This window comes from Pseudoduganella sp. GW821-FHT12E03, from assembly GCF_058807115.1.
In genome coordinates this window covers 207,301-225,305 of record NZ_JBXAQJ010000005.1, presented here as the reverse complement: position 1 = coordinate 225,305, position 18,005 = coordinate 207,301, and the positions used below count along the sequence as shown (strand labels likewise).

The 18,005-nt window shown below is 61.6% G+C and carries 14 protein-coding genes; 5 read left to right on the top strand and 9 right to left on the bottom strand.

The window, feature by feature from the left end:
- Positions 1-14: 14 nt before the first annotated feature.
- Positions 15-1,976 carry an APC family permease gene (locus AC1RRC_RS14510; RefSeq protein ID WP_493056192.1) on the top strand — a complete coding sequence of 654 codons (1,962 nt, stop codon included), beginning with the start codon at positions 15-17 and terminating at the stop codon, positions 1,974-1,976.
- Between the two features lie 135 nt (positions 1,977-2,111).
- Positions 2,112-3,215 (top strand): FxDxF family PEP-CTERM protein, encoded by a 1,104-nt coding sequence (locus AC1RRC_RS14505; protein ID WP_493056191.1) that lies wholly within the window; start codon positions 2,112-2,114, stop codon positions 3,213-3,215.
- A 28-nt stretch (positions 3,216-3,243) separates the two neighbouring features.
- Here AC1RRC_RS14505 and AC1RRC_RS14500 read toward each other — a convergent pair whose 3' ends face one another.
- Positions 3,244-3,711 (bottom strand): GNAT family N-acetyltransferase, encoded by a 468-nt coding sequence (locus AC1RRC_RS14500; protein WP_493056190.1) that lies wholly within the window; start codon positions 3,709-3,711, stop codon positions 3,244-3,246.
- A gap of 510 nt (positions 3,712-4,221) precedes the next feature.
- On the opposite strand from AC1RRC_RS14500, the gene AC1RRC_RS14495 reads away from it, so the two are divergent.
- The 3 genes from AC1RRC_RS14495 to AC1RRC_RS14485 all read left to right on the top strand — a co-directional run bounded on the left by AC1RRC_RS14495 (position 4,222) and on the right by AC1RRC_RS14485 (position 5,631).
- Positions 4,222-4,647 (top strand): hypothetical protein, encoded by a 426-nt coding sequence (locus AC1RRC_RS14495; protein WP_493056189.1) that lies wholly within the window; start codon positions 4,222-4,224, stop codon positions 4,645-4,647.
- Between the two features lie 156 nt (positions 4,648-4,803).
- Complete coding sequence (locus AC1RRC_RS14490; protein WP_493056188.1) at positions 4,804-5,193, top strand: hypothetical protein; 390 nt, start codon at positions 4,804-4,806, stop codon at positions 5,191-5,193.
- 84 nt (positions 5,194-5,277) lie between these two features.
- Positions 5,278-5,631 carry a hypothetical protein gene (locus tag AC1RRC_RS14485; RefSeq protein WP_493056187.1) on the top strand — a complete coding sequence of 118 codons (354 nt, stop codon included), beginning with the start codon at positions 5,278-5,280 and terminating at the stop codon, positions 5,629-5,631.
- Positions 5,632-5,673: 42 nt separating this feature from the next.
- Here AC1RRC_RS14485 and AC1RRC_RS14480 read toward each other — a convergent pair whose 3' ends face one another.
- From AC1RRC_RS14480 to AC1RRC_RS14445, 8 genes are all read right to left on the bottom strand, one after another.
- Positions 5,674-7,590, bottom strand: a complete 1,917-nt coding sequence (locus AC1RRC_RS14480) for an AAA family ATPase (RefSeq protein ID WP_493056186.1) — start codon at positions 7,588-7,590, stop codon at positions 5,674-5,676.
- 268 nt (positions 7,591-7,858) lie between these two features.
- Positions 7,859-8,620 carry a substrate-binding periplasmic protein gene (locus tag AC1RRC_RS14475; RefSeq protein ID WP_493056185.1) on the bottom strand — a complete coding sequence of 254 codons (762 nt, stop codon included), beginning with the start codon at positions 8,618-8,620 and terminating at the stop codon, positions 7,859-7,861.
- Between the two features lie 60 nt (positions 8,621-8,680).
- Positions 8,681-10,417 carry an ArnT family glycosyltransferase gene (locus AC1RRC_RS14470; RefSeq protein WP_493056184.1) on the bottom strand — a complete coding sequence of 579 codons (1,737 nt, stop codon included), beginning with the start codon at positions 10,415-10,417 and terminating at the stop codon, positions 8,681-8,683.
- Positions 10,418-10,490: 73 nt separating this feature from the next.
- Complete coding sequence (locus AC1RRC_RS14465) at positions 10,491-10,760, bottom strand: type B 50S ribosomal protein L31 (protein WP_493056183.1); 270 nt, start codon at positions 10,758-10,760, stop codon at positions 10,491-10,493.
- Between the two features lie 162 nt (positions 10,761-10,922).
- A complete protein-coding gene (rho, locus tag AC1RRC_RS14460; protein WP_493056182.1) occupies positions 10,923-12,185 on the bottom strand; it encodes a transcription termination factor Rho in 1,263 nt (420 codons plus the stop codon).
- A gap of 145 nt (positions 12,186-12,330) precedes the next feature.
- A complete protein-coding gene (gene trxA, locus AC1RRC_RS14455) occupies positions 12,331-12,657 on the bottom strand; it encodes a thioredoxin TrxA (RefSeq protein ID WP_093556417.1) in 327 nt (108 codons plus the stop codon).
- A gap of 276 nt (positions 12,658-12,933) precedes the next feature.
- Positions 12,934-13,356: a response regulator gene (locus tag AC1RRC_RS14450; RefSeq protein WP_493056181.1), complete on the bottom strand. Its 423-nt coding sequence runs from the start codon at positions 13,354-13,356 to the stop codon at positions 12,934-12,936.
- A gap of 7 nt (positions 13,357-13,363) precedes the next feature.
- On the bottom strand, positions 13,364-17,992 hold the full coding sequence (locus tag AC1RRC_RS14445) for a PAS domain S-box protein (RefSeq protein WP_493056180.1): 4,629 nt from the start codon (positions 17,990-17,992) through the stop codon (positions 13,364-13,366).
- Positions 17,993-18,005 lie beyond the last annotated feature (13 nt).

Below are 18,005 nucleotides of genomic sequence, written 5' to 3'. Positions count from 1 at the left end.
CGCCGACAATCCGCATGAAGTATAAGAAGATCCGCGAAATCATCCTGGGCAAGGCCCTGGACCCCATGAAAAGCGAAACGCGCCATTCGATGGCCCTGGTGGCGTTCCTGGCCTGGGTGGGCCTGGGCGCCGACGGCTTGTCGTCGTCCGCGTACGGCCCCGAAGAAACCTTCAAGGCGCTGGGCGCCCACACGCACCTGGGCTTGTACATGGCGATCGCCACGGCGGTCACGGTCTTCATTATTGCGCTGGCTTATAACCAGGTGATTGAACTGTTCCCCACCGGTGGTGGCGGCTACCGCGTCGCCACCAAGCTGGTGGGGCCGTACATGGGATTGATTTCCGGCTGCGCGCTGGTGCTCGACTATGTGCTGACCATCGCGATTTCCATCGCGTCCGGGGTCGATGCGCTGGCGTCGTTCCTGCCGCTCGGGTTCCAACCCTATAAATTATGGGCCGAGGCCTTCTTCATCGGCTTGCTGATCGTGATGAATTTGCGGGGCTTGAAGGAAGCGATCCAGATCCTCTTGCCAATCTTCATCGGCTTCGTCATCACGCACCTGTTCCTGATCGTGTATGGCATCGTCGCGCACTCGGAAAACCTGCCGGGACTGGTGCCGGGCACCATCAATGAAACCGTCAGCCTGGCCGGCAGCATCGGCTGGACCGGCGTGGCCAGCATGCTGCTGCTGGCGTATTCGCAGGGCGGCGGCACGTATACCGGGCTGGAAGCCGTCTCGAACAACGTCAACCTGCTGGCCGAGCCGCGCGTGCGCACCGGCAAGATGACCATGCTGTACATGGCGCTGTCGCTGGCGTTTACCGCGGGCGGCATCATCATGCTGTACCTGCTGTGGGACGCGCGGCCGACCGAAGGCCAGACCTTGAATGCATCGACCTTTGCCAGCATCATCAGCCATATGAATCCCGGCTCGCCGCTGGCCAACCAGGTCATGCTGGCGGTGGTGCTGGCGTTTGAAGCGGGTTTGCTGTTCGTGGCGGCCAACACCGGCTTCCTGGGCGGTCCGTCGGTGCTGTCGAACATGGCGGGCGATTCGTGGGTGCCGCACAAGTTCCGCTACCTGTCGACGCGCCTGGTGACGCAAAACGGCATCCTCGTGATGGGCGTGGCGGCGCTGGCGATCCTGTTCTGGACCGAGGGCAGCGTGACCCTGCTGGTGGTGCTGTACTCGGTTTCCGTGTTCCTGACCTTTGCCATCGCCCTGTTCGGCCTGTGCCTGTACTGGGTGCGCAACCGCGATGCGGGCGGCAAGTGGATCGCCCGCTTGCTGCTGTCGACGGTCGGTTTTACCATTTGCGCCGGTATTCTCGGCGTGCTGCTGGTGGAAAAGTTCATGGACGGCGGCTGGGCGGCGGCGGTCATCATCGGCGGCATTGCCGCCATCTGCGTGTGGGTCCGCAACCACTACCGCCAGACCAAGCACGCGATCCACTCGGTCGATGAAGTGTTTGCCAGCCAGCCGTTCGGCCCCCATCCGGACGCGGTGGAACCGGACCCGGACAACCAGACCGCCGTCTTCATCGTCGGTTCGTCCAAGGGGGGCGGCCTGCACGCGCTGCTGTGGGTGCAGCGCATGTTCCCGGGCCACTTCAAGAACTTTATCTTCGTTAATGCCCGTACCGTGGATTCCCACGCGTATGGCGGCGAGGGCGCGCTGGAAGCCATGCGGCACGACGCGGAAAGCACGCTGGAATACTTCGTTGATTTTTGCCACAGCCACAATATGGCGTCGTCATCGTACCTGGGCTTTGGCACCGACGCGGTCGATGAAATCACGCGCATGTGCGAAGAGATCAGCAACGAATTCCCGAACGCGATTTTCTTCACCAGTAAACTGATCTTCGCCAGCGACAACTGGATGAGCCGCGTGCTGCACAACCAGGCCGCGCTGGCGGTGCAGCGCCGGCTGCACCTGGAAGGGTTGCAGATGGTGATCTTGCCGATGAAGGTGTAACCGTTTTTACCGCGTCATAAAGTTAAATAAAAATAAAAATAGCCTAAAAGGCAATTGTGCGGACCGGAGCCTGTCTTAGGATAGTGCCTCCGATCAAAGCGGCGCTGCAAAGCGCACACAATTGCCTGGAGGAATATGATGCGTGTTTGGAAATTTTTAGGATTGATTGCCGCACTGCCTGGACTGGCGCAGGCGGCGGAAGGCTACCGCCTGCAAGTCTTGCCAGGGATTTATAGTGACGTTTCCATCAATGCTGGCGGCATGGTGGCTGGCACGATTGCTGACCCATCCATGATGAGCCACTATGGCTCCCTGTGGCAGCCGGCCGCCAACCATGCCTGGTATCCCTTCCCCGAACAGGGATACCAGCGATTCGTCGACATCAATAACCAGGGAACGGTCCTGGGGAGCAAGGGCGACTGGGGGCAGTTGCACCGCACTTTCCTCTACCAGAATGGCGTGCGCAACTACCTCGCCAATCCTGCCGGCCGGGATGTGATGGGCCAGGCGGTCAACAACAGCGGCGTGGTCGCCGGCTATCTCGAGCCCACCTATGGCGAGCAGGGCGTGCGCAGCGCTTTTGTTGCCGCTGGCGGCGTGGTGACCGACCTGGGCACCTTTGGCGGGCGATCGGCGGAGGCTGCCGATCTCAACGATGCGGGCACGGTGGTGGGCAACTTCGTCAACGCGGCAGGCTTCCACCGCGCGTTTGTGTATGACGCGACCGGCTTTCGCGAACTGGCCACACCTGGCAAGCAAGCCTATGCCACCACCATCAGCGAGAGCGGCGCCATTGCCGGTGTCTATGCGGACCAGGCGAACAGCTGGCATACCTTCCTCTACCAGAACGGCACGATGACCGACTTGGGTGCGGTCAGCAACCTCACGTTCGCACCGGAAGGCATCAATCGCCACGGGCAGATCGTCAGCCGGCATGGTTCCAGCGACGCCTTCTTGTATGGGAACGGCATATGGACCGATGTGGATACCCTGGCCAGCCGCAGTGGCGCGCAGGGGTGGGACTTGCAAACGGCGACCGGCATCAATGATGCCGGGCAAATCACGGGCAGGGCCTGCGCCATCGCCGACCCGCGTACGTGTGGCGCGTATGTGCTGACGCCGGTGCCGGAGCCAGCCACGTATGGCATGCTGCTGGCGGGTCTCGGCGTGGTGGGCTGGACGGCGCGGCGCCGGCGCGAGCCCGGACACGGCGCGCTCCCGTTCCCGGTTCAGGCGTAACCCGCCGCGGCTGCGCGCCGCCACCCGCTTATGGCGCCAGCATCTTGCTCATGGTGGCGTTGTCGAACGTGACGCCGCGCACCTGCACATGGTTGCGGGTTTCGACCCGGAAGCCGTGGCGGGCAAAGAACGGTTCCGCCGTCAGGCTGACATCGGAACGCAGCACGCCGATGGTGCGGGCGCCCGCCATGGCCATGATATGGCGCAGCAGCGCGCTGCCGACACCGCGCCGCGCATAGGACGCGTCCACAAAAAACATGTCGATGTAGCCGGACGGCTGCAAGTCGGCAAACGCGACGGCGCGGCCGTCCAGTTCCGCCACCAGTGCCTGGTTGGCGCGCATGCGCTGCGACCACAGCACACTGTCATAGTCGTGCGGCGCCCAGGCGTGCAATTGCTCGGCGGTGTAGTCACGGTGCGCCAGGCCATGCACGGCCGAGTGGAAGATCGCATGCAACTGCGCCTCTTCGCCAGGGTAATAAGGTCGGATCAACATCACCCTATCTTACCCGCGGCGTGCCGGCTTGTCAGTGCGGGGCCGGATATTACGGCTTTCCTGTCGTGTAAACACAGGCTGTATCGCATTGCTTGCGGCCAAATTTTCGCTTGATTTCCTTCATGCAGTTCGTCCGTTCTGCATGCAGTCTGTCCCACAAAAAACGCCGTTTGTCGCGCGTCGCGCGCAAGCCTTGTAGCGCTTTGCTATCTTGAACTTGTCCCCGCACATTACAGAAGGTGCCGGGGGCGACCAGGCCCACCCTTAGGAGACGTATCATGTTCAACTCGCCCACCGCAGCGGTTTCCGCTGTCGCCTTCACCCCGCCGTGTCCCCGCACCGCGCCGCGCCACACCGGATAGCCGGTACTGCCTGGCTATGGGGTTCCCGCCTTGCATAGAAATAATCAGCCACAGCCGGCCTGTTGTTAGTGCAACAGACTGCTAGTATGAAGAAGTCGCTGCCTGCCAGGAGCGATCTTGCTATGTGTGTTGATCAATGGAGGCAAGCATGAAACCTACGGCCATCGGCGCGATGGCTGCGGCCTTGCTGGCTGGGTGCGTGAGCACCGCGCTGGCGCAGCAACAGGCTACAGATAGTAGCGCCCCACCGCAGGTACAGATTAGCAGGGCAACCGTGGCACCGGCCTACCGGCTGGCGCCGCAAGAGTTTGATACTTATGCCCGCCCGTACCTGCTCGACAACGGCATCGTGATTCATTTTTTTCAGCGGCGCCGCCAGTTCTTTACTCAGATGTATCACGAAGCACCAGTTGAACTCTTTCCTCAGGCGCCCGGTAAATTCACTACCGCGCAAGGAGCGAAAGTCGAATTCATGGATGAAGGCGACACAATCGCCGTGACCCACCTGGACCGCATCCCCTACACAGGGTTGGTGCCGGTCTCTTCTGATCGCGTCTACATCGCGAGCCGCTGACGGGCAGCAGCCCCGGGGCGGACCGCCCTGACGCCAGAAGTCGGCGTACCGGCTTTTTAAAAAACTTACTTGGATGACTGTGCCGCGGTGCGCGGCGGTGCAGTCGCGCGCCTGCACATGGCAGTGCGCCCTTACGTCACACCACAGGAGAACATCATGAAAACCGCATTCCTTGCCATTGCCCTGTCGGCAGCCGTCATGTCCAGCGCCGTTGCCGCTCCGGCCGGCGACCAGGACACCGTGCAAATCAAGGCGCCTTCCGCCTACCAGCTCGGCAACAACGAGTTCGATGAATACGCCTACACCTATGTGCTGGAGAACGGCAAACGCATTAAGTTCACGCAGCGCGTCGCCCACTATTACGCACAGCTGGAAGGGGAAAAGAAAACCGAATTGCTGCCGCAATCGGAAGGCGTCTTCACGACGGCCAGTGGCGCCCGCATCCAGTTCCGCGATGACGGCGATACCGTGGCGATCCGCAATTATGAACGGCTGGCCGTCAACAGCAAGCTGCCGGCCGACACCATCGTGCTGGCAAAGCGCTGACACCACCACAGGAATCGCAGACCGCATGCCGCCGCGCTGCGCCCGCAGCGCGTGCCCACCTTACCCGATAACAGGACAACAGAAATGAAAAAAATCATCTACGCAGTACTCTTCAGCTTCGCCGCCATCGGCGCCGCCTCGGCCCAGACCCCAAGCGCCCCTTACGAGCTGGCCGTCAACGAATTCAATGACTACGCCAAACAGTTTGTGCTGGAAGATGGCACCCGCGTCGAATTCACGCAGCAGGTCGGCAAGTATTACGTCAAACAGGAACGTGGATTGAAGATGCAGCTGATCCCGCAAGCGCCCGGCGTTTTCATGACCGCCAATGGCGCCCGCATCCAGTTCCGCGATTATGGCGACACGGTATCGATCCGCGATGTTGAAAAGCTGGCAGTCAAGAACCGTGCCGAGACCATTGTGATGGCGAAGCGCTGACACCAGGGCGGTTGCCGCCTCTGGCGAAACCGCCCTGCGTTGTTACGCCGCGGCCTGGAGCGCCGGCTGGATATCATCACGCTGCGCCAGCAGCGCAAAGATATCGTCTTTCGACAGCACATAGCGCTCCAGCAGCACCTCCTTGATGTCATCCATGGCGGCGCGGTAATCGCCAATGGCGCGCAGGGTGTAGCTGTATAGTTCATCGGCCTTGGTTTCCACATGCCGCAGCGTGTGTTCACCGCTGGATTCCTGCTTGAACTGGCTGTAATCGAGCTTGGAGCGCGAATACATCGACAGCCGGTTGACCATCGTGTCCAGCATCGACGTGGCTTTCTGGATATCGTTCTGGCTGCCGACGGAAATACCGCGCGCGCCATAAAATAATTCCTCCGCCGCCACGCCGCCATACAACTGGATGACGTCGCGTTCGAGTTCTTCCAGCGTGCGCAGCGACATGTCGTCGCCGGCGGACAGCACATAGCCCAGCGCCCCCAGTTTCGACACGGATTCCGTGCTGATCTTCAGCAGGTGCGATTTTTCCTTGATGTCGGACAGCGCCATGCCGGCGCGCAGGTACGGGTCGATTTGCATGAAAAAGTGGCCCAGTTCATGCAAGGCGATGCGTTCGCGCTGGAGGGTTTTTTCCGCCGTCGTGGCGCGGTCCGTCAAGCCGATGGTGGCGCGCTCGAACGCGCGGAACATCATGTCGGTATCGATGACTTTGCCTTCCTGGATGGAAATCATGCTGGCCCGTTCCACCACGGTTTCCAGCAGTGCCGGGCTGAGGTTGGCGGTGATTTCCGCCACTTGCTCCAGGTTCATGTCGTCCCAGTTGACACAGCCATCCTGCTTGCGTTTCAGGAACGATTCCACCAGCGCCCGCCGCTCGCTCTTGTTCGGCAAACGGAAATTGATCTTCACGGAAAAGCGGCGCAGCATCGCTTCATCCATTTGCGAATTGCTGTCGTCGAAATTCGACGCCACCACCCAGATCACCCCGGCGCCATCGTTGCTCTTCACGCCATCGAGCAGTCCCAGCAGCGTATTGGCGGTATCGTCTTCCCACTTTTTTTCACCCCGGCCACGCGGCATGAACAGCGCCTGGGCTTCGTCGAGGAAAATGATGCAATTGCCACGCGCACATGCCTTGCGGTACAGGGCGTTCAGCGCTTTCGAGCCGCCACCGATATAGCCCGATTCCAGTGCGGAACCGGAAGCCTGGATCAGCGGGATATTCAGGCGCTTGGCCAGGTAGCCGGCCAGCTTGGTTTTACCGGTGCCGGCGGGACCGGTCAGCATCACATTGAATGGCTTGTCGATATTGTGCGATTTGTACACGTGGCGATTGCGGATCATGTCTTCCAGGTGCAGCACTTCCTGCTTGATGTCTTCCATGCCGATCAAGTCGTCCAGGCTGCCTTTCAACTGGTCCGGCGACAGCACCGTGGCGCTGGGATTCATGCCCGGCAAGCCGAATTTCAAGACAAACAGCAGCAGCACCACGACCAGGATGTCAAAGGCATGGCGGCGCAGGAATTCACTGGCGCCGGCCATCGGCCCGACGTCATCCTGCAGCACCGCCTTGTGCGACGCCAGCCATGCATCTTGCGCAATGGCATACGGGATGCTATTGCGCAGCAATACTTCGCGCTCCAGGCTCAGGTGGGATGTACTGGGCACTTTCACCACGTGCAATACGGGCGCGTCCTTGAATTTGTAAATGTAGCGGGGCGCTTCCGACAGTGGCTTGGCCACCACCAGGTATTCCAGCTTGTCCCGTTGCATGGCCAGCGCCGTGATGCGGGAAATATCCTGGGAGCGCTGGATCGGACTGGTGTCTTGCGGCACCTCCGTACTCCACACGGCCAGTGCCACCGCCAGGGCAATGCCAGCCAGCAAGGCAATGCGGACCCAGAAATTTTTCAGCGCGAGCTGTAGTTTGTATAAATTGAACATGGCAGATTAAGCAAAAAACAGCGCAGTGACCCGCCGCGGCGCGATGATTGGGCGCTGCGGAACGTGGCCTGTCGGGCTGGCGCGCGGAGCGGGGCGGGGCCAGCGACTATGCCGGGAGGCATGAGATTGTCACTCGACTATAGCGGCGTTTGCCTGATTTGTGGGCGTTCGGGGCGAGAAAAAAAAGCCTGCCGCAACACAATAGAAAAAGCTGCAATGCCTTGATTGCAAAAGATTTTTTCAGAATGACAAGAGTTTCCGGGAAGCGTTATTTACGCTTTTCCAACTCGGTGTATTTGCGTTCAAGTTTGGCAAAAGTACCATCACGGCGCATGGTGTCCAGCGCGGCATTCATGCGTTCGACCAGCATATCGGGCACGCTGGGATTGCATGCCAAATAGACTTTGACACGGTGGAAGGTGAGCAGGGGAATGATCTCTCCTTTGTCGCCGGCAAATTCCGCCGGCACCGAGGCGCCTGCACGCAGGCCCACCGCCCACAGGTCGATGCGGTTCAATAACAGTTTCTTGGGATTCGAGGCATCGTTGGGCGCGGGCTCCACATTAAACCCGCGCGCCCGCAGGAATTCATCGCGGGCGTCGCCGTTATAAGTGCCGATGCGCAGCGAGCGGGCATCGTCCAGGGTGCGCAGCTGGAATTTGTGGTCGGCGCGGCCGACGAAAACCCATTCCGCCTCATCGGTCGGACCGATCCATTTGAATTGCTTTTCCCGCTCCGGCGTGCGCGAGGTCGAGTACACGCAGGTATTTTTTTGCTGTTGCGCCATGGTGAAGGCGCGCTTCCACGGCAGGATGTCGATCTTGTAGGGAATCGCCAGCCGGGCCAGCATGTCGCGGATTTTTTCCGTCTCGCGGCCCGTGACTTCCTCGCCTTCCTTCATGCTGGCCGGCGGCGCGTGTTCGGCGACGATGAATAGCGATTCCTGCGGCGCTGCGCTTGCCAGCTGCGCCGCCATCACGGCCGGCGCTGTCAGCAGCGCCAGGCAGGAAAATCGATGGAAGGCTTTCATGTTATGGACAGCATAGCATGGGCCCTGTAACAGTTGCCACGGCGAATGATGCGGCCGTGCTTATTGCGCCGCCGCATCCTCCCGGCGGTACAGGCGGAAGCGTTCCTGGTGGTCGGACGCCCGGCGGCCTTCCCACAGCAAGGTCCAGTGCGGTGCACGGTAGGCGGGCACGATTTCCTGTTCATCGGGCACCCGCAAGTTGTCTTGCAACAGCAGGACATTGCAGCGGCCCCCCTTGACGCCGACAAACGGCAAGTGGCCGAAGTAGGCAAACGAGGCGCGCTGGGCGGGCGCCGTGTTCGATTCCACGCAATCGGTGTTGCCGGGCAAACTGGCCGCCGCCTGGCGCGCCACGGTGGCGTAGCTCTTGCTGTAATTCATGTCCGGCAAGAACAGCGTCATCAGCAGGATCCAGACCAGGATCACGCCGCCCGACGACAGCACCACGGCGCGCCACAGCACGGAAGGGCGGCGCGACAGGCGCCAGTGCACCAGCACGAACCAGCCCACCGTTGCCAGCAGGGCCACCAGCACGGCGGCGGTATCGAATTGCGGTGTGAAGCCCGGCACCAGCTTGAGGGCGTTATGCGACGCCTTGGCGGGCCAGCCATTGAGCTTGGCGTTCCAGAACAGCCACAAGGTGGCGGCGCACAGGGTCAGCACCATGACGGAGAACCAGTCGATGGCGTTGATGGCGCCCCGTTTCATGGTCAGCAGGCCAAAGGCGGCCATGATCGCCAGCGGCGGCAGCAGCAACAGCAACTGGCCCTGTTCCGGCGCCGGATGAAACAGCGCCAGCAGCGCCGCCATGCTGACAAAGGTGACCGGCACCACGATGTGCAGCACGCGGGTCTGGCGCCGCCAGGCGTAAATCGCCCAGCCGGCAAACGGCCACGCGGGCCAGCAGAACCACAGGCCGACGCGGAAGAAATAGCGCACCGAATTTGCGCCCGGCAGTGCCAACTGGGCAATATTCCACTGCATCCAGCCCGGCAGCGGCGAGGCGCCGTAGGGCTGCGCCAGCATGGAGACGATGGCCCAGGGCGCCACCAGCAGGGTGGCGACCACGACAGCGAAGGCCAGGTCGCGTACTGTGCGGGCCAGCGGTTTTTCCAGGAACGCGCCGCACAGCAGCAGCGCCAGGGTAAAGAAGGCGGGGGCGACCCAGCCGCGCACCAGCGCCATCAAGCCCAGCGCCATGCCGATCAGCGCGGCATTGCGCAGCGACGGCAATTCCATGTAGCGCACCGAGCGGTACAGGGTCAGCGCCAGCAGCGACACCTGCAGCGGTTCGGAGGTGGTCATATGGCTGTGCACCATCAAGCCCAGGCAGCCCAGGTAAATCAGCACCGCGGCATCGGCCAGGGTGCGGCCAAACGAATCCGGGTCCGGCTGGCCGCCAAAGGCCAGTTTCAACGGCTGGGCATCCTGGCGGCGGCCCAGCGCAAACGTCACGTACCACAGCGACAGCGTGCCCAGCAGGAAAATGCCGACCGTGGCCACCCGGGCCGCCAGCACGTCGCCCAGCAGCGGGCCAAACAGTTTGATGCACAGCGCGCCCAGCCAGAAGGCCAGCGGGCCTTCGTCCGGGACCGACAGGCCGGCAATGTTCGGCCACAGCCAGTCTTGCCAGGTGCCCTGCGCCATGGTCCACATCACGCCGAAACTGGCGGCATCGTCATTTTTCCACGGTTCGCGGCCAATCAGGCCCGGCAGGATATACAGCATGCCGAGGGCGAACAGCGCCCAGCGGGGGAGCGCGAGGGTGGCGGCGGCGGGGAGGCGGACTGGCTTCATGGTGCGTAAGCTTATCAGGGGTCAAGAAAAAAAAAGGCAGCCAAGGCTGCCTTTTTTCGTGCTGCGAAGCTGATTAGCCTGCTGCAATGGCGGTTTTCGAACCGACTTTGCCGAACTTCTGGCGGAATTTTTCCACGCGGCCGGCGGTGTCGACGATCTTGTGCTGACCCGTGTAGAACGGGTGCGACTCCGACGAAACCTCGATCTTGATCAGAGGGTAGTCTTTACCTTCGTGATTGATGGTTTCGCGGGTCTGGATGGTCGAACGGGTGATGAATTTGAAGTCGCACGAAACGTCGTGGAAAACAACTTCACGGTAATCTGGATGGATTTCTGCTTTCATGTGTTTCTCTCTAAAGATAGGTAGCCAAACGGCACTTCGGCGGTCAGTACGGCATCTCGACCCGATTGCTATCCACTTGCCTGGGGTTAAAAACAACCTGCGATTATACAACGAAAGCCCGGCGCAGTAAACGCAGGGCTTTCTTCTTACCAACCAGCGGAGTTAGCCGCCGCGGCGCATCAAGTCAAAGAACTCGACGTTGGTCTTGGTCGCCTTCATCTTGTCGAGGATGAATTCCATCGCTTCGATTTCATCCATCGAGTACAGCAGCTTGCGCAGGATCCAGATCTTTTGCAGCTGGTCGGCCTTGATCAGCAACTCTTCGCGGCGGGTGCCGGATTTGTTCAGGTTGATCGACGGGTAGGTGCGCTTTTCCGCCAGGCGGCGCTCCAGGTGCACCTCCATGTTGCCGGTGCCCTTGAATTCTTCGTAGATCACGTCGTCCATGCGCGAACCGGTTTCGATCAGCGCGGTGGCGATAATGGTCAGCGAGCCACCTTCTTCGATGTTGCGCGCGGCGCCGAAGAAGCGTTTCGGACGTTGCAGCGCATTGGCGTCGACACCACCGGTCAGTACTTTGCCGGAGGCCGGGATCACGGTGTTGTAGGCGCGCGCCAGGCGGGTGATCGAGTCCAGCAGGATCACCACGTCTTTTTTCATTTCCACCAGGCGCTTGGCTTTTTCCAGCACCATTTCCGCAACTTGCACGTGGCGGGTGGCGGGTTCGTCGAAGGTCGACGCCACCACTTCGCCGCGCACCGAGCGCTGCATTTCCGTCACTTCTTCAGGACGCTCATCGATCAGCAGCACGATCAGGGTCACATCCGGGTGATTGGCCGTGATGGCGTGCGCAATGTGCTGCAGCATCACGGATTTACCGGATTTTGGCGACGCCACCAGCAAGCCGCGCTGGCCTTTGCCGATCGGCGAGATCAGGTCGATGATACGGCCCGTGATGTTTTCCGCGCCGTTCATTTCGCGTTCCAGGCGCAGTGGCTGGTTCGGGTGCAGCGGCGTCAGGTTCTCAAACAGGATGCGGTGTTTCGAGGCTTCCGGCGATTCGCCGTTGACCTTGTCTACCTTGACCAGGGCGAAATAGCGCTCGCCGTCTTTCGGCGTACGCACTTCCCCTTCGATGGAATCGCCGGTGTGCAGGTTGAAACGGCGGATCTGCGACGGGGAAATATAAATGTCGTCAGTCGATGCCATGTAGCTGGCGTCTGGCGAGCGCAGGAAGCCGAAGCCGTCCGGCAGCACTTCCAGGGCGCCGTCGCCGAAAATCTGTTCGCCGGCTTTCGCGCGCTTTTTCAGGATTGCAAACATCAATTCCTGTTTGCGCAAGCGCGCCGCGTTGTCGATATCCAGGCCGATCGCCATCTCCAACAGCTGGGAGACGTGTAAGGCCTTCAATTCAGATAGATGCATATAGTCTGAGTGTCCCGTGACGGGAAAGTAAAGGTAGGGGAGGGAACTGCGTGGGGTTGATCAAAGCGGGAAGCGGTATGGTCCGGTTCCCTGCAATCTTCGGCAGCGCTGCGGGCGCAACGCTGCGTATTGTCTCAAATCTTACTCAAATATTGCTGTCGATGAAAGAGGTCAATTGACCTTTGGCCATCGCGCCGACTTTTTGTGCCGCTGCCACACCGTTCTTGAACAGAATCAGGGTCGGAATGCCGCGGATGCCGAATTTGGCCGGCACGGCCTGGTTAGCGTCCACATCCAGTTTGGCAATGGTCAGCTTGCCGTCGTATTCCTTGGCAACTTCTTCCAGGATCGGGGCAATGCTCTTGCAAGGACCGCACCATTCAGCCCAGAAATCAACCAGCACAGGGCGGTCGGATTTCAGTACGTCGGCTTCGAAGGATGCGTCGGTGATGTGTTTGATGTTTTCGCTCATGTTGTTCTCACGTTATTGGAATGTCGCCTGGATGATTATGCCATTTGTCGCTGGATGCCGTCCGGGGCTGCGCGGATGACAGACTGCAAATGGTGACCGTATCCAGGAATTCAACAGTGTGCAACGGTGTGGAAGGCAAACTGGAAGTGTGGAATAGCGGATAGCAGGCGGGGAATGGCTCAAATAATAACGCATTTTTGCCGCCTGTGCGGATTTTGCTCAAATTGTCGCGCGGAAATTGCGTGGTGCTTGATTAATCTCAAGCTTGCTAAAAGCCTATGCGGTGCGGCGGGGCCGGCGGTGCATGCGCGCCAGGCTCACCAGGTCACTCAATTCCACCAGTGCGACGGGCTTGGCGCAGGCGCCCAGGATCGTCAATCCCTGCGCCATGGCAAGCCGTTCAGCGGCTTTCAGCACGCCGCTTTCCATGCCGGACAACAGCACCACGGTGCCGTTATAGCCGTCTTCCGCGACATGGCGCAAAAATTCGATGCCGTCCATATCCGGCATCGACAAGTCGCACACCATCAGGTCGGGCGGGCTGGTTTTCAGCATGGCCAGCGCGGCTTTCGAGTGCGTGGCGCTGGCGACATCGAAATCGCCCAGGTCTTCCAGCATGTCTTCCAGCAGCGACAGCTGGAAGGGGTCATCGTCGAGCAGCAGGACGCGCAAGGGATCGGCGGAGGCGCGGTCGTTCATAGGGTTATTAATCGTCGTTGGCAAAAGTGGTGTTCGTCATGATTTGCTCGGTGACCAGGTCCAGCAGCGGCCACAGCCGGGCCATGACGTTGCGGGCCTGGATCGCGCCGGCTTCTTCCTTGGGCAGGTGCTCCAGATCTTCGCACATATCGGCCATGCCCAGCGCACCCACGGTGCGGGCGGCCGACTTGATGCGGTGGCCCAGTTCGCGAATGCGCTCCAGGTCGCCCGCCTTCATGCAGGCATCGATTTCATCGAAGCCATCTTTGGTGGTGTGCAGGAACTTAAAGGCGAACTTGCGGATCTTTTGCGGGTGGTAGCCCAGCAATTGCGCCAGCACCGACAAATCGATAATCGCCGGGTCGCCCGACAAGGTCGGCTTGTAGGTACTGCCGGGACGCTGGGCGGCGCGCGCTTCTTCTTCATCGACCCGCTGCGCCGGCAGCCAGTTGGCAATGGTCTGGTACATCAGCGCCGGCTGGATCGGCTTGGAAATGAAGTCATCCATGCCCGCATCCAGGCAGCGCACCCGGTCTTCACTGGTGGCGGTGGCCGTCATGGCCAGCACGCGCAAGTCCGCCAGCTTGGGATCGGCGCGGATGCGCCGGGTCGCTTCCAGTCCATCCATCAGCGGCATTTGCACATCCATCAGGACGCAATCGAAACTGGCCTGGCGCAGCAATTCCAGCGCTTCCTCGCCATTGTTGGCCAGGCACACGGAGGTGCCGGCCTCTTCCAGCATTTCCAGCGCGATTTGCTGGTTGAAGGTATTGTCTTCCACCAGCAGGATGCGGGCGTGCTTGAGTGACTGCATCACGGCGGCGGTGCGGGCCGAGGCCACCAGTTCGGCCGCCGCGTCGCTGATGGAATTGATGATTTCCGGCACCGCGCGGCTCGACACGCCCAACTGCGCGGTGAACCAGAACGTGCTGCCCTGGCCTGGCGCGCTGGTCACGCCGACTTCACCGCCCATCAGGTGCGCCAGCTGTTTGCAGATCGCCAGCCCCAGGCCGGTGCCGCCATGTTCGCGCGTGGTGGACGTATCGGCTTGCTGGAATGACTGGAACAGCTTGGCAATTTCCTGCTCGGACAAACCGATGCCATGGTCGCGCACTTCGAAACGCACCAGGCAATGGCTGGCGTCCGATTGCGCGTTGACGACCTTGACGACGATGTTGCCCTGGTCACTGAACTTGATGGCGTTGTTGGTGTAATTGATCAGGACCTGGCCCAGCCGCAATGGATCGCCGCGCAGCACCGGCGGCAGGTTGGCGTCGATATCGAACACCAGGTTCAAGCCCTTGCCGGCCGCCTTGGGCGCCACCACCGTGGTCAGGGTCTGGATCACGTGGTCCAGGGCGAAGTCCACATGCTCGATTTCCAGCTTGCCGGCTTCGATCTTCGAAATGTCGAGGATGTCGTCAATAATGCCCAGCAAGTGTTCGCCGGCGAAGCGGATTTTTTCCAGGTAATCGCGCTGGCGCGGATCGAGGTCGGTCTTCAGCGCCAGGTAGGCCATGCCGATCACGCCATTCATCGGGGTGCGGATTTCATGGCTCATGTTGGCCAGGAACTGGCCCTTGGCCTGGCTGGCTTCCTCGGCCAGCTGCTTGGCCTGGCCGAGCTGTTCGGTGCGGCGCGCCACCCGCTCTTCCAGGTGTTCATTCAATTCGCGCAATTCACGTTCGGCGCGCTTGCTGTCGGTGATGTCGATCGACATGCAGATCAGGTAAGCGGGCCGGCCCTGCTCATCGAACACCGGCTTCTTGAACGTGCGCAGGTGGCGCTGTTCGCGCAGGGTCGGGTTCCAGACGGTTTCTTCGTAATCGACCAGCACGCCGCCGGCAAAGGCTTCGCGGTCGCGTGCGCGGATTGCTTCCACCACGTCCGGCGAGTGGAACGGCGTATCGTCGCCACTGTTCAATTCATGGAAGCGGAAACCGAATTGCGCCTCGCAGGCGGGATTCATCAGCTGGAAGCGGCCGTCCGGCGCCTTGATGAACAGGCCGATCGGCATCATCTTGATGATTTCCTGCAGCCGCTGCTCGCCCTGGCGCAGCGCATCTTCGCTGCGCTTGCGGTAACTGATGTCGGTCAGGCCCACCACCGCCATCGGCGCGTCGCCCAGTTCATCCTTCATCGGCTCGGCATTGACGGACAGCCAGCATTGCGTGCCGTCGGCCTGGCGCACGCCCATCACCACGTCGCGCACGGAGCGGCCCGACACCAGCGCCAGGTACACCGGGTGTTCATCCCGGGCAAAGATGCTGCCGTCTTCATGCACGCCCGGCCACAGTCCCGCGCCGGGCTGCGCGGCCGGGCCGAGCATGCGCGCGGCGGCGGCATTGCTTTCGAGGATAAGGCCGTCGCCATTGAGCACCACCAGACCATTGGTGACGGCGTTGAACACGGACGCCATGCGGCGGCTGGAATTGCGCAGCGCCAGGTCGGCCAGGCGGCGGTCCGTGATGTCGGTGATCATGGCCAGCATGCCGGCATAGGCCCCGGTTTCATCGTTGACCTGCGTGGTCGACAGCAAGCCCCACATGGTCGAGTGGTCTTTGCGGAAAAAGCGCACGTCGCCCTGTTCCGCGTGGCCGGAGGGACGGCGGCGCTGGTGCTGGCGCAGCAGCGCCTGGCCATCGTCATCCATGAACGACGCCATCGGCTGGTCGAGCATGTCATCCACTTCATAGCCCAGCATGCGCGCCATGGTGGGATTGACGAAGGTGGTGTGGTCGTGGGCATCGGTCATCCAGATGCCTTCGGCGGCGGTCTGCACGATCTGGCGGTAGCGTTCCGTGGACGCCTGCATGGCTTCCTCGGCGCGCTGGCGCTGCGTGACGTCGCGCAGCGACACGATCGACAGCCCCTGGCCGGCCAGCTGGATCGGCGCAATCTGCACCATGGCCGGGAACTGGTTGCCATTGCTGCGGTGGGCGGTCAGGACGCGGCCCGGCAAGCCGGGCCGCGACACCAGTTCGCGCGGCCGGCCGGGGGTGCTGCGCATGGTGTCGGGCACCAGCAAGTCGAGCGACAGGCCCGCCATGCTGTCGTAGCCAAAGCATTCGGCGCTGACGTGATTGGCCTGGCGGATGATGCCGTTGCGGTCCGCCACCAGCATGGCCGACGGCGCCGCTTCCAGGATCGCCGCCACGCGCGCTTCTTCCGCCGCCGCGCGGTCGCTGATGTCGCCCAGCGTCCCGGTCATGCGCAAGGCGCGGCCATCGGCTGCGCGCGCCACCACCATGCCCCGGCCCAGCACCCACTTCCAGCTGCCATCACGGCAGCGGATCCGGAATTCGCACGACAGGCTGGTCTTGCCATCGGCCGGCCCGTTGGCCTGCACCATGAATTCCTGGTCGACGCGGGCGCGGTCGTCCGGGTGCACCAGGTCGAGGATATCCTGCGCGGCGGGCTTGAATTGCTGCGGGTCGTGGCCGAGGATTTCGCAATAGCGCGGCGATACCGTCAGGATATCGGCCACCGGCTGCCAGTCCCACACGCCTTCGCCGGAACCTTCCAGCGCAAACGTGGTCAGGCGGTCGGCCTTGGCGGTGCGTTCGTTGGCCTCCTGCAGCGCCCGTTGCATGCGGCGGATGCGCCACCACGCGAGGCCGCCGAACAGCAGCGCCATGCCGGCCAGGGTGACGCCGAGTTGCCAGGCGCGGTAATCCGGCGGAGGCTGGTATAAAAAACCGTCCAGACTGGTATTGGCCGGCATCATGTCGAGCTGGGCAAAGGTGGCGGCAATGGCGCGCCAGCGTTCCGGGTTGCTGTAGCCCAGCTCGATCAGCCGCTGCTCCAGCAACGGAATGGTTTGTTGCGCCTCATACATCAAGTGTTCGCGCGTATGGCTGTTCGGATAGCGCGCGCGGATCAGGTCGGCGATTTCACCCGGATGCTCCATCGCGTATTGCCACCCCTTCAAGGTGGCGGCACGCATGGCGGCGGCGCGCTGCGGATGTTCACGCAACTCGCTTTCCGTGGTGTACAGGTTGTCGCCGTAAAAATCAATGCCGGCCGTGCGCGGCGCCAGGATGTCGTATTTGAGGTTGCTGCGGTCCAGCACATACGGCGCCGCCGTCAGGTAGGCGGACATGGCGTCCACCTTGCCGCTGATTAAGTCATCGAGGTTGTAGCTGTGGTGGACGCGCTGGTATTTGTCTTTGGCGACGCCGAAATTGTTCAGGTAGGCCTGCAACTCCTCGTTGCTGGGCGATAACATGATCTTCTTGCCGGCCAGGTTCAGCGTCTCGCCATTGTCGCCGCGGCGGGCAATCAGCACGGCCGGGGAATGCTGGAAAATCGACGCCAGTACCACCACCGGTTCGCCGGCTGCCCGCTTCAGCAACAGTGTGCTGTTGCCGACGCCATATTGGGCTTTGCCCTCCAGGACCGGCCGTACCGCATCTTCGTCAGGCTTGCCTTCGAGCAAGGTCACTTCGAGGCCGGCGTCGCGATAAAACCCTTTGTCTTGCGCCGCGTAATAGCCGGCAAACTGGAATTGATGGCGCCATTTCAGCTGCAGCGTGACATGTTCCACCGCCAGGGCCGGCATTGCCGCGCAGGCAAACGCCGCTGCGGCCGCGATGCGGCGCAGGCCCGGCAGGAACAGAGGACGGCGGTGCTGCAAGGAGCTTCCCTTT

Bases quoted from the DNA above. Each gene is read 5' to 3' on its own strand.
- AC1RRC_RS14510 (WP_493056192.1), top strand. From the start codon at position 15: ATGAAGTATAAGAAGATCCGCGAAATCATCCTGGGCAAGGCCCTGGAC.
- AC1RRC_RS14505 (WP_493056191.1), top strand. From the start codon at position 2,112: ATGATGCGTGTTTGGAAATTTTTAGGATTGATTGCCGCACTGCCTGGA.
- AC1RRC_RS14500 (WP_493056190.1), bottom strand. From the start codon at position 3,711: ATGTTGATCCGACCTTATTACCCTGGCGAAGAGGCGCAGTTGCATGCG.
- AC1RRC_RS14495 (WP_493056189.1), top strand. From the start codon at position 4,222: ATGAAACCTACGGCCATCGGCGCGATGGCTGCGGCCTTGCTGGCTGGG.
- AC1RRC_RS14490 (WP_493056188.1), top strand. From the start codon at position 4,804: ATGAAAACCGCATTCCTTGCCATTGCCCTGTCGGCAGCCGTCATGTCC.
- AC1RRC_RS14485 (WP_493056187.1), top strand. From the start codon at position 5,278: ATGAAAAAAATCATCTACGCAGTACTCTTCAGCTTCGCCGCCATCGGC.
- AC1RRC_RS14480 (WP_493056186.1), bottom strand. From the start codon at position 7,590: ATGTTCAATTTATACAAACTACAGCTCGCGCTGAAAAATTTCTGGGTC.
- AC1RRC_RS14475 (WP_493056185.1), bottom strand. From the start codon at position 8,620: ATGAAAGCCTTCCATCGATTTTCCTGCCTGGCGCTGCTGACAGCGCCG.
- AC1RRC_RS14470 (WP_493056184.1), bottom strand. From the start codon at position 10,417: ATGAAGCCAGTCCGCCTCCCCGCCGCCGCCACCCTCGCGCTCCCCCGC.
- AC1RRC_RS14465 (WP_493056183.1), bottom strand. From the start codon at position 10,760: ATGAAAGCAGAAATCCATCCAGATTACCGTGAAGTTGTTTTCCACGAC.
- rho (WP_493056182.1), bottom strand. From the start codon at position 12,185: ATGCATCTATCTGAATTGAAGGCCTTACACGTCTCCCAGCTGTTGGAG.
- trxA (WP_093556417.1), bottom strand. From the start codon at position 12,657: ATGAGCGAAAACATCAAACACATCACCGACGCATCCTTCGAAGCCGAC.
- AC1RRC_RS14450 (WP_493056181.1), bottom strand. From the start codon at position 13,356: ATGAACGACCGCGCCTCCGCCGATCCCTTGCGCGTCCTGCTGCTCGAC.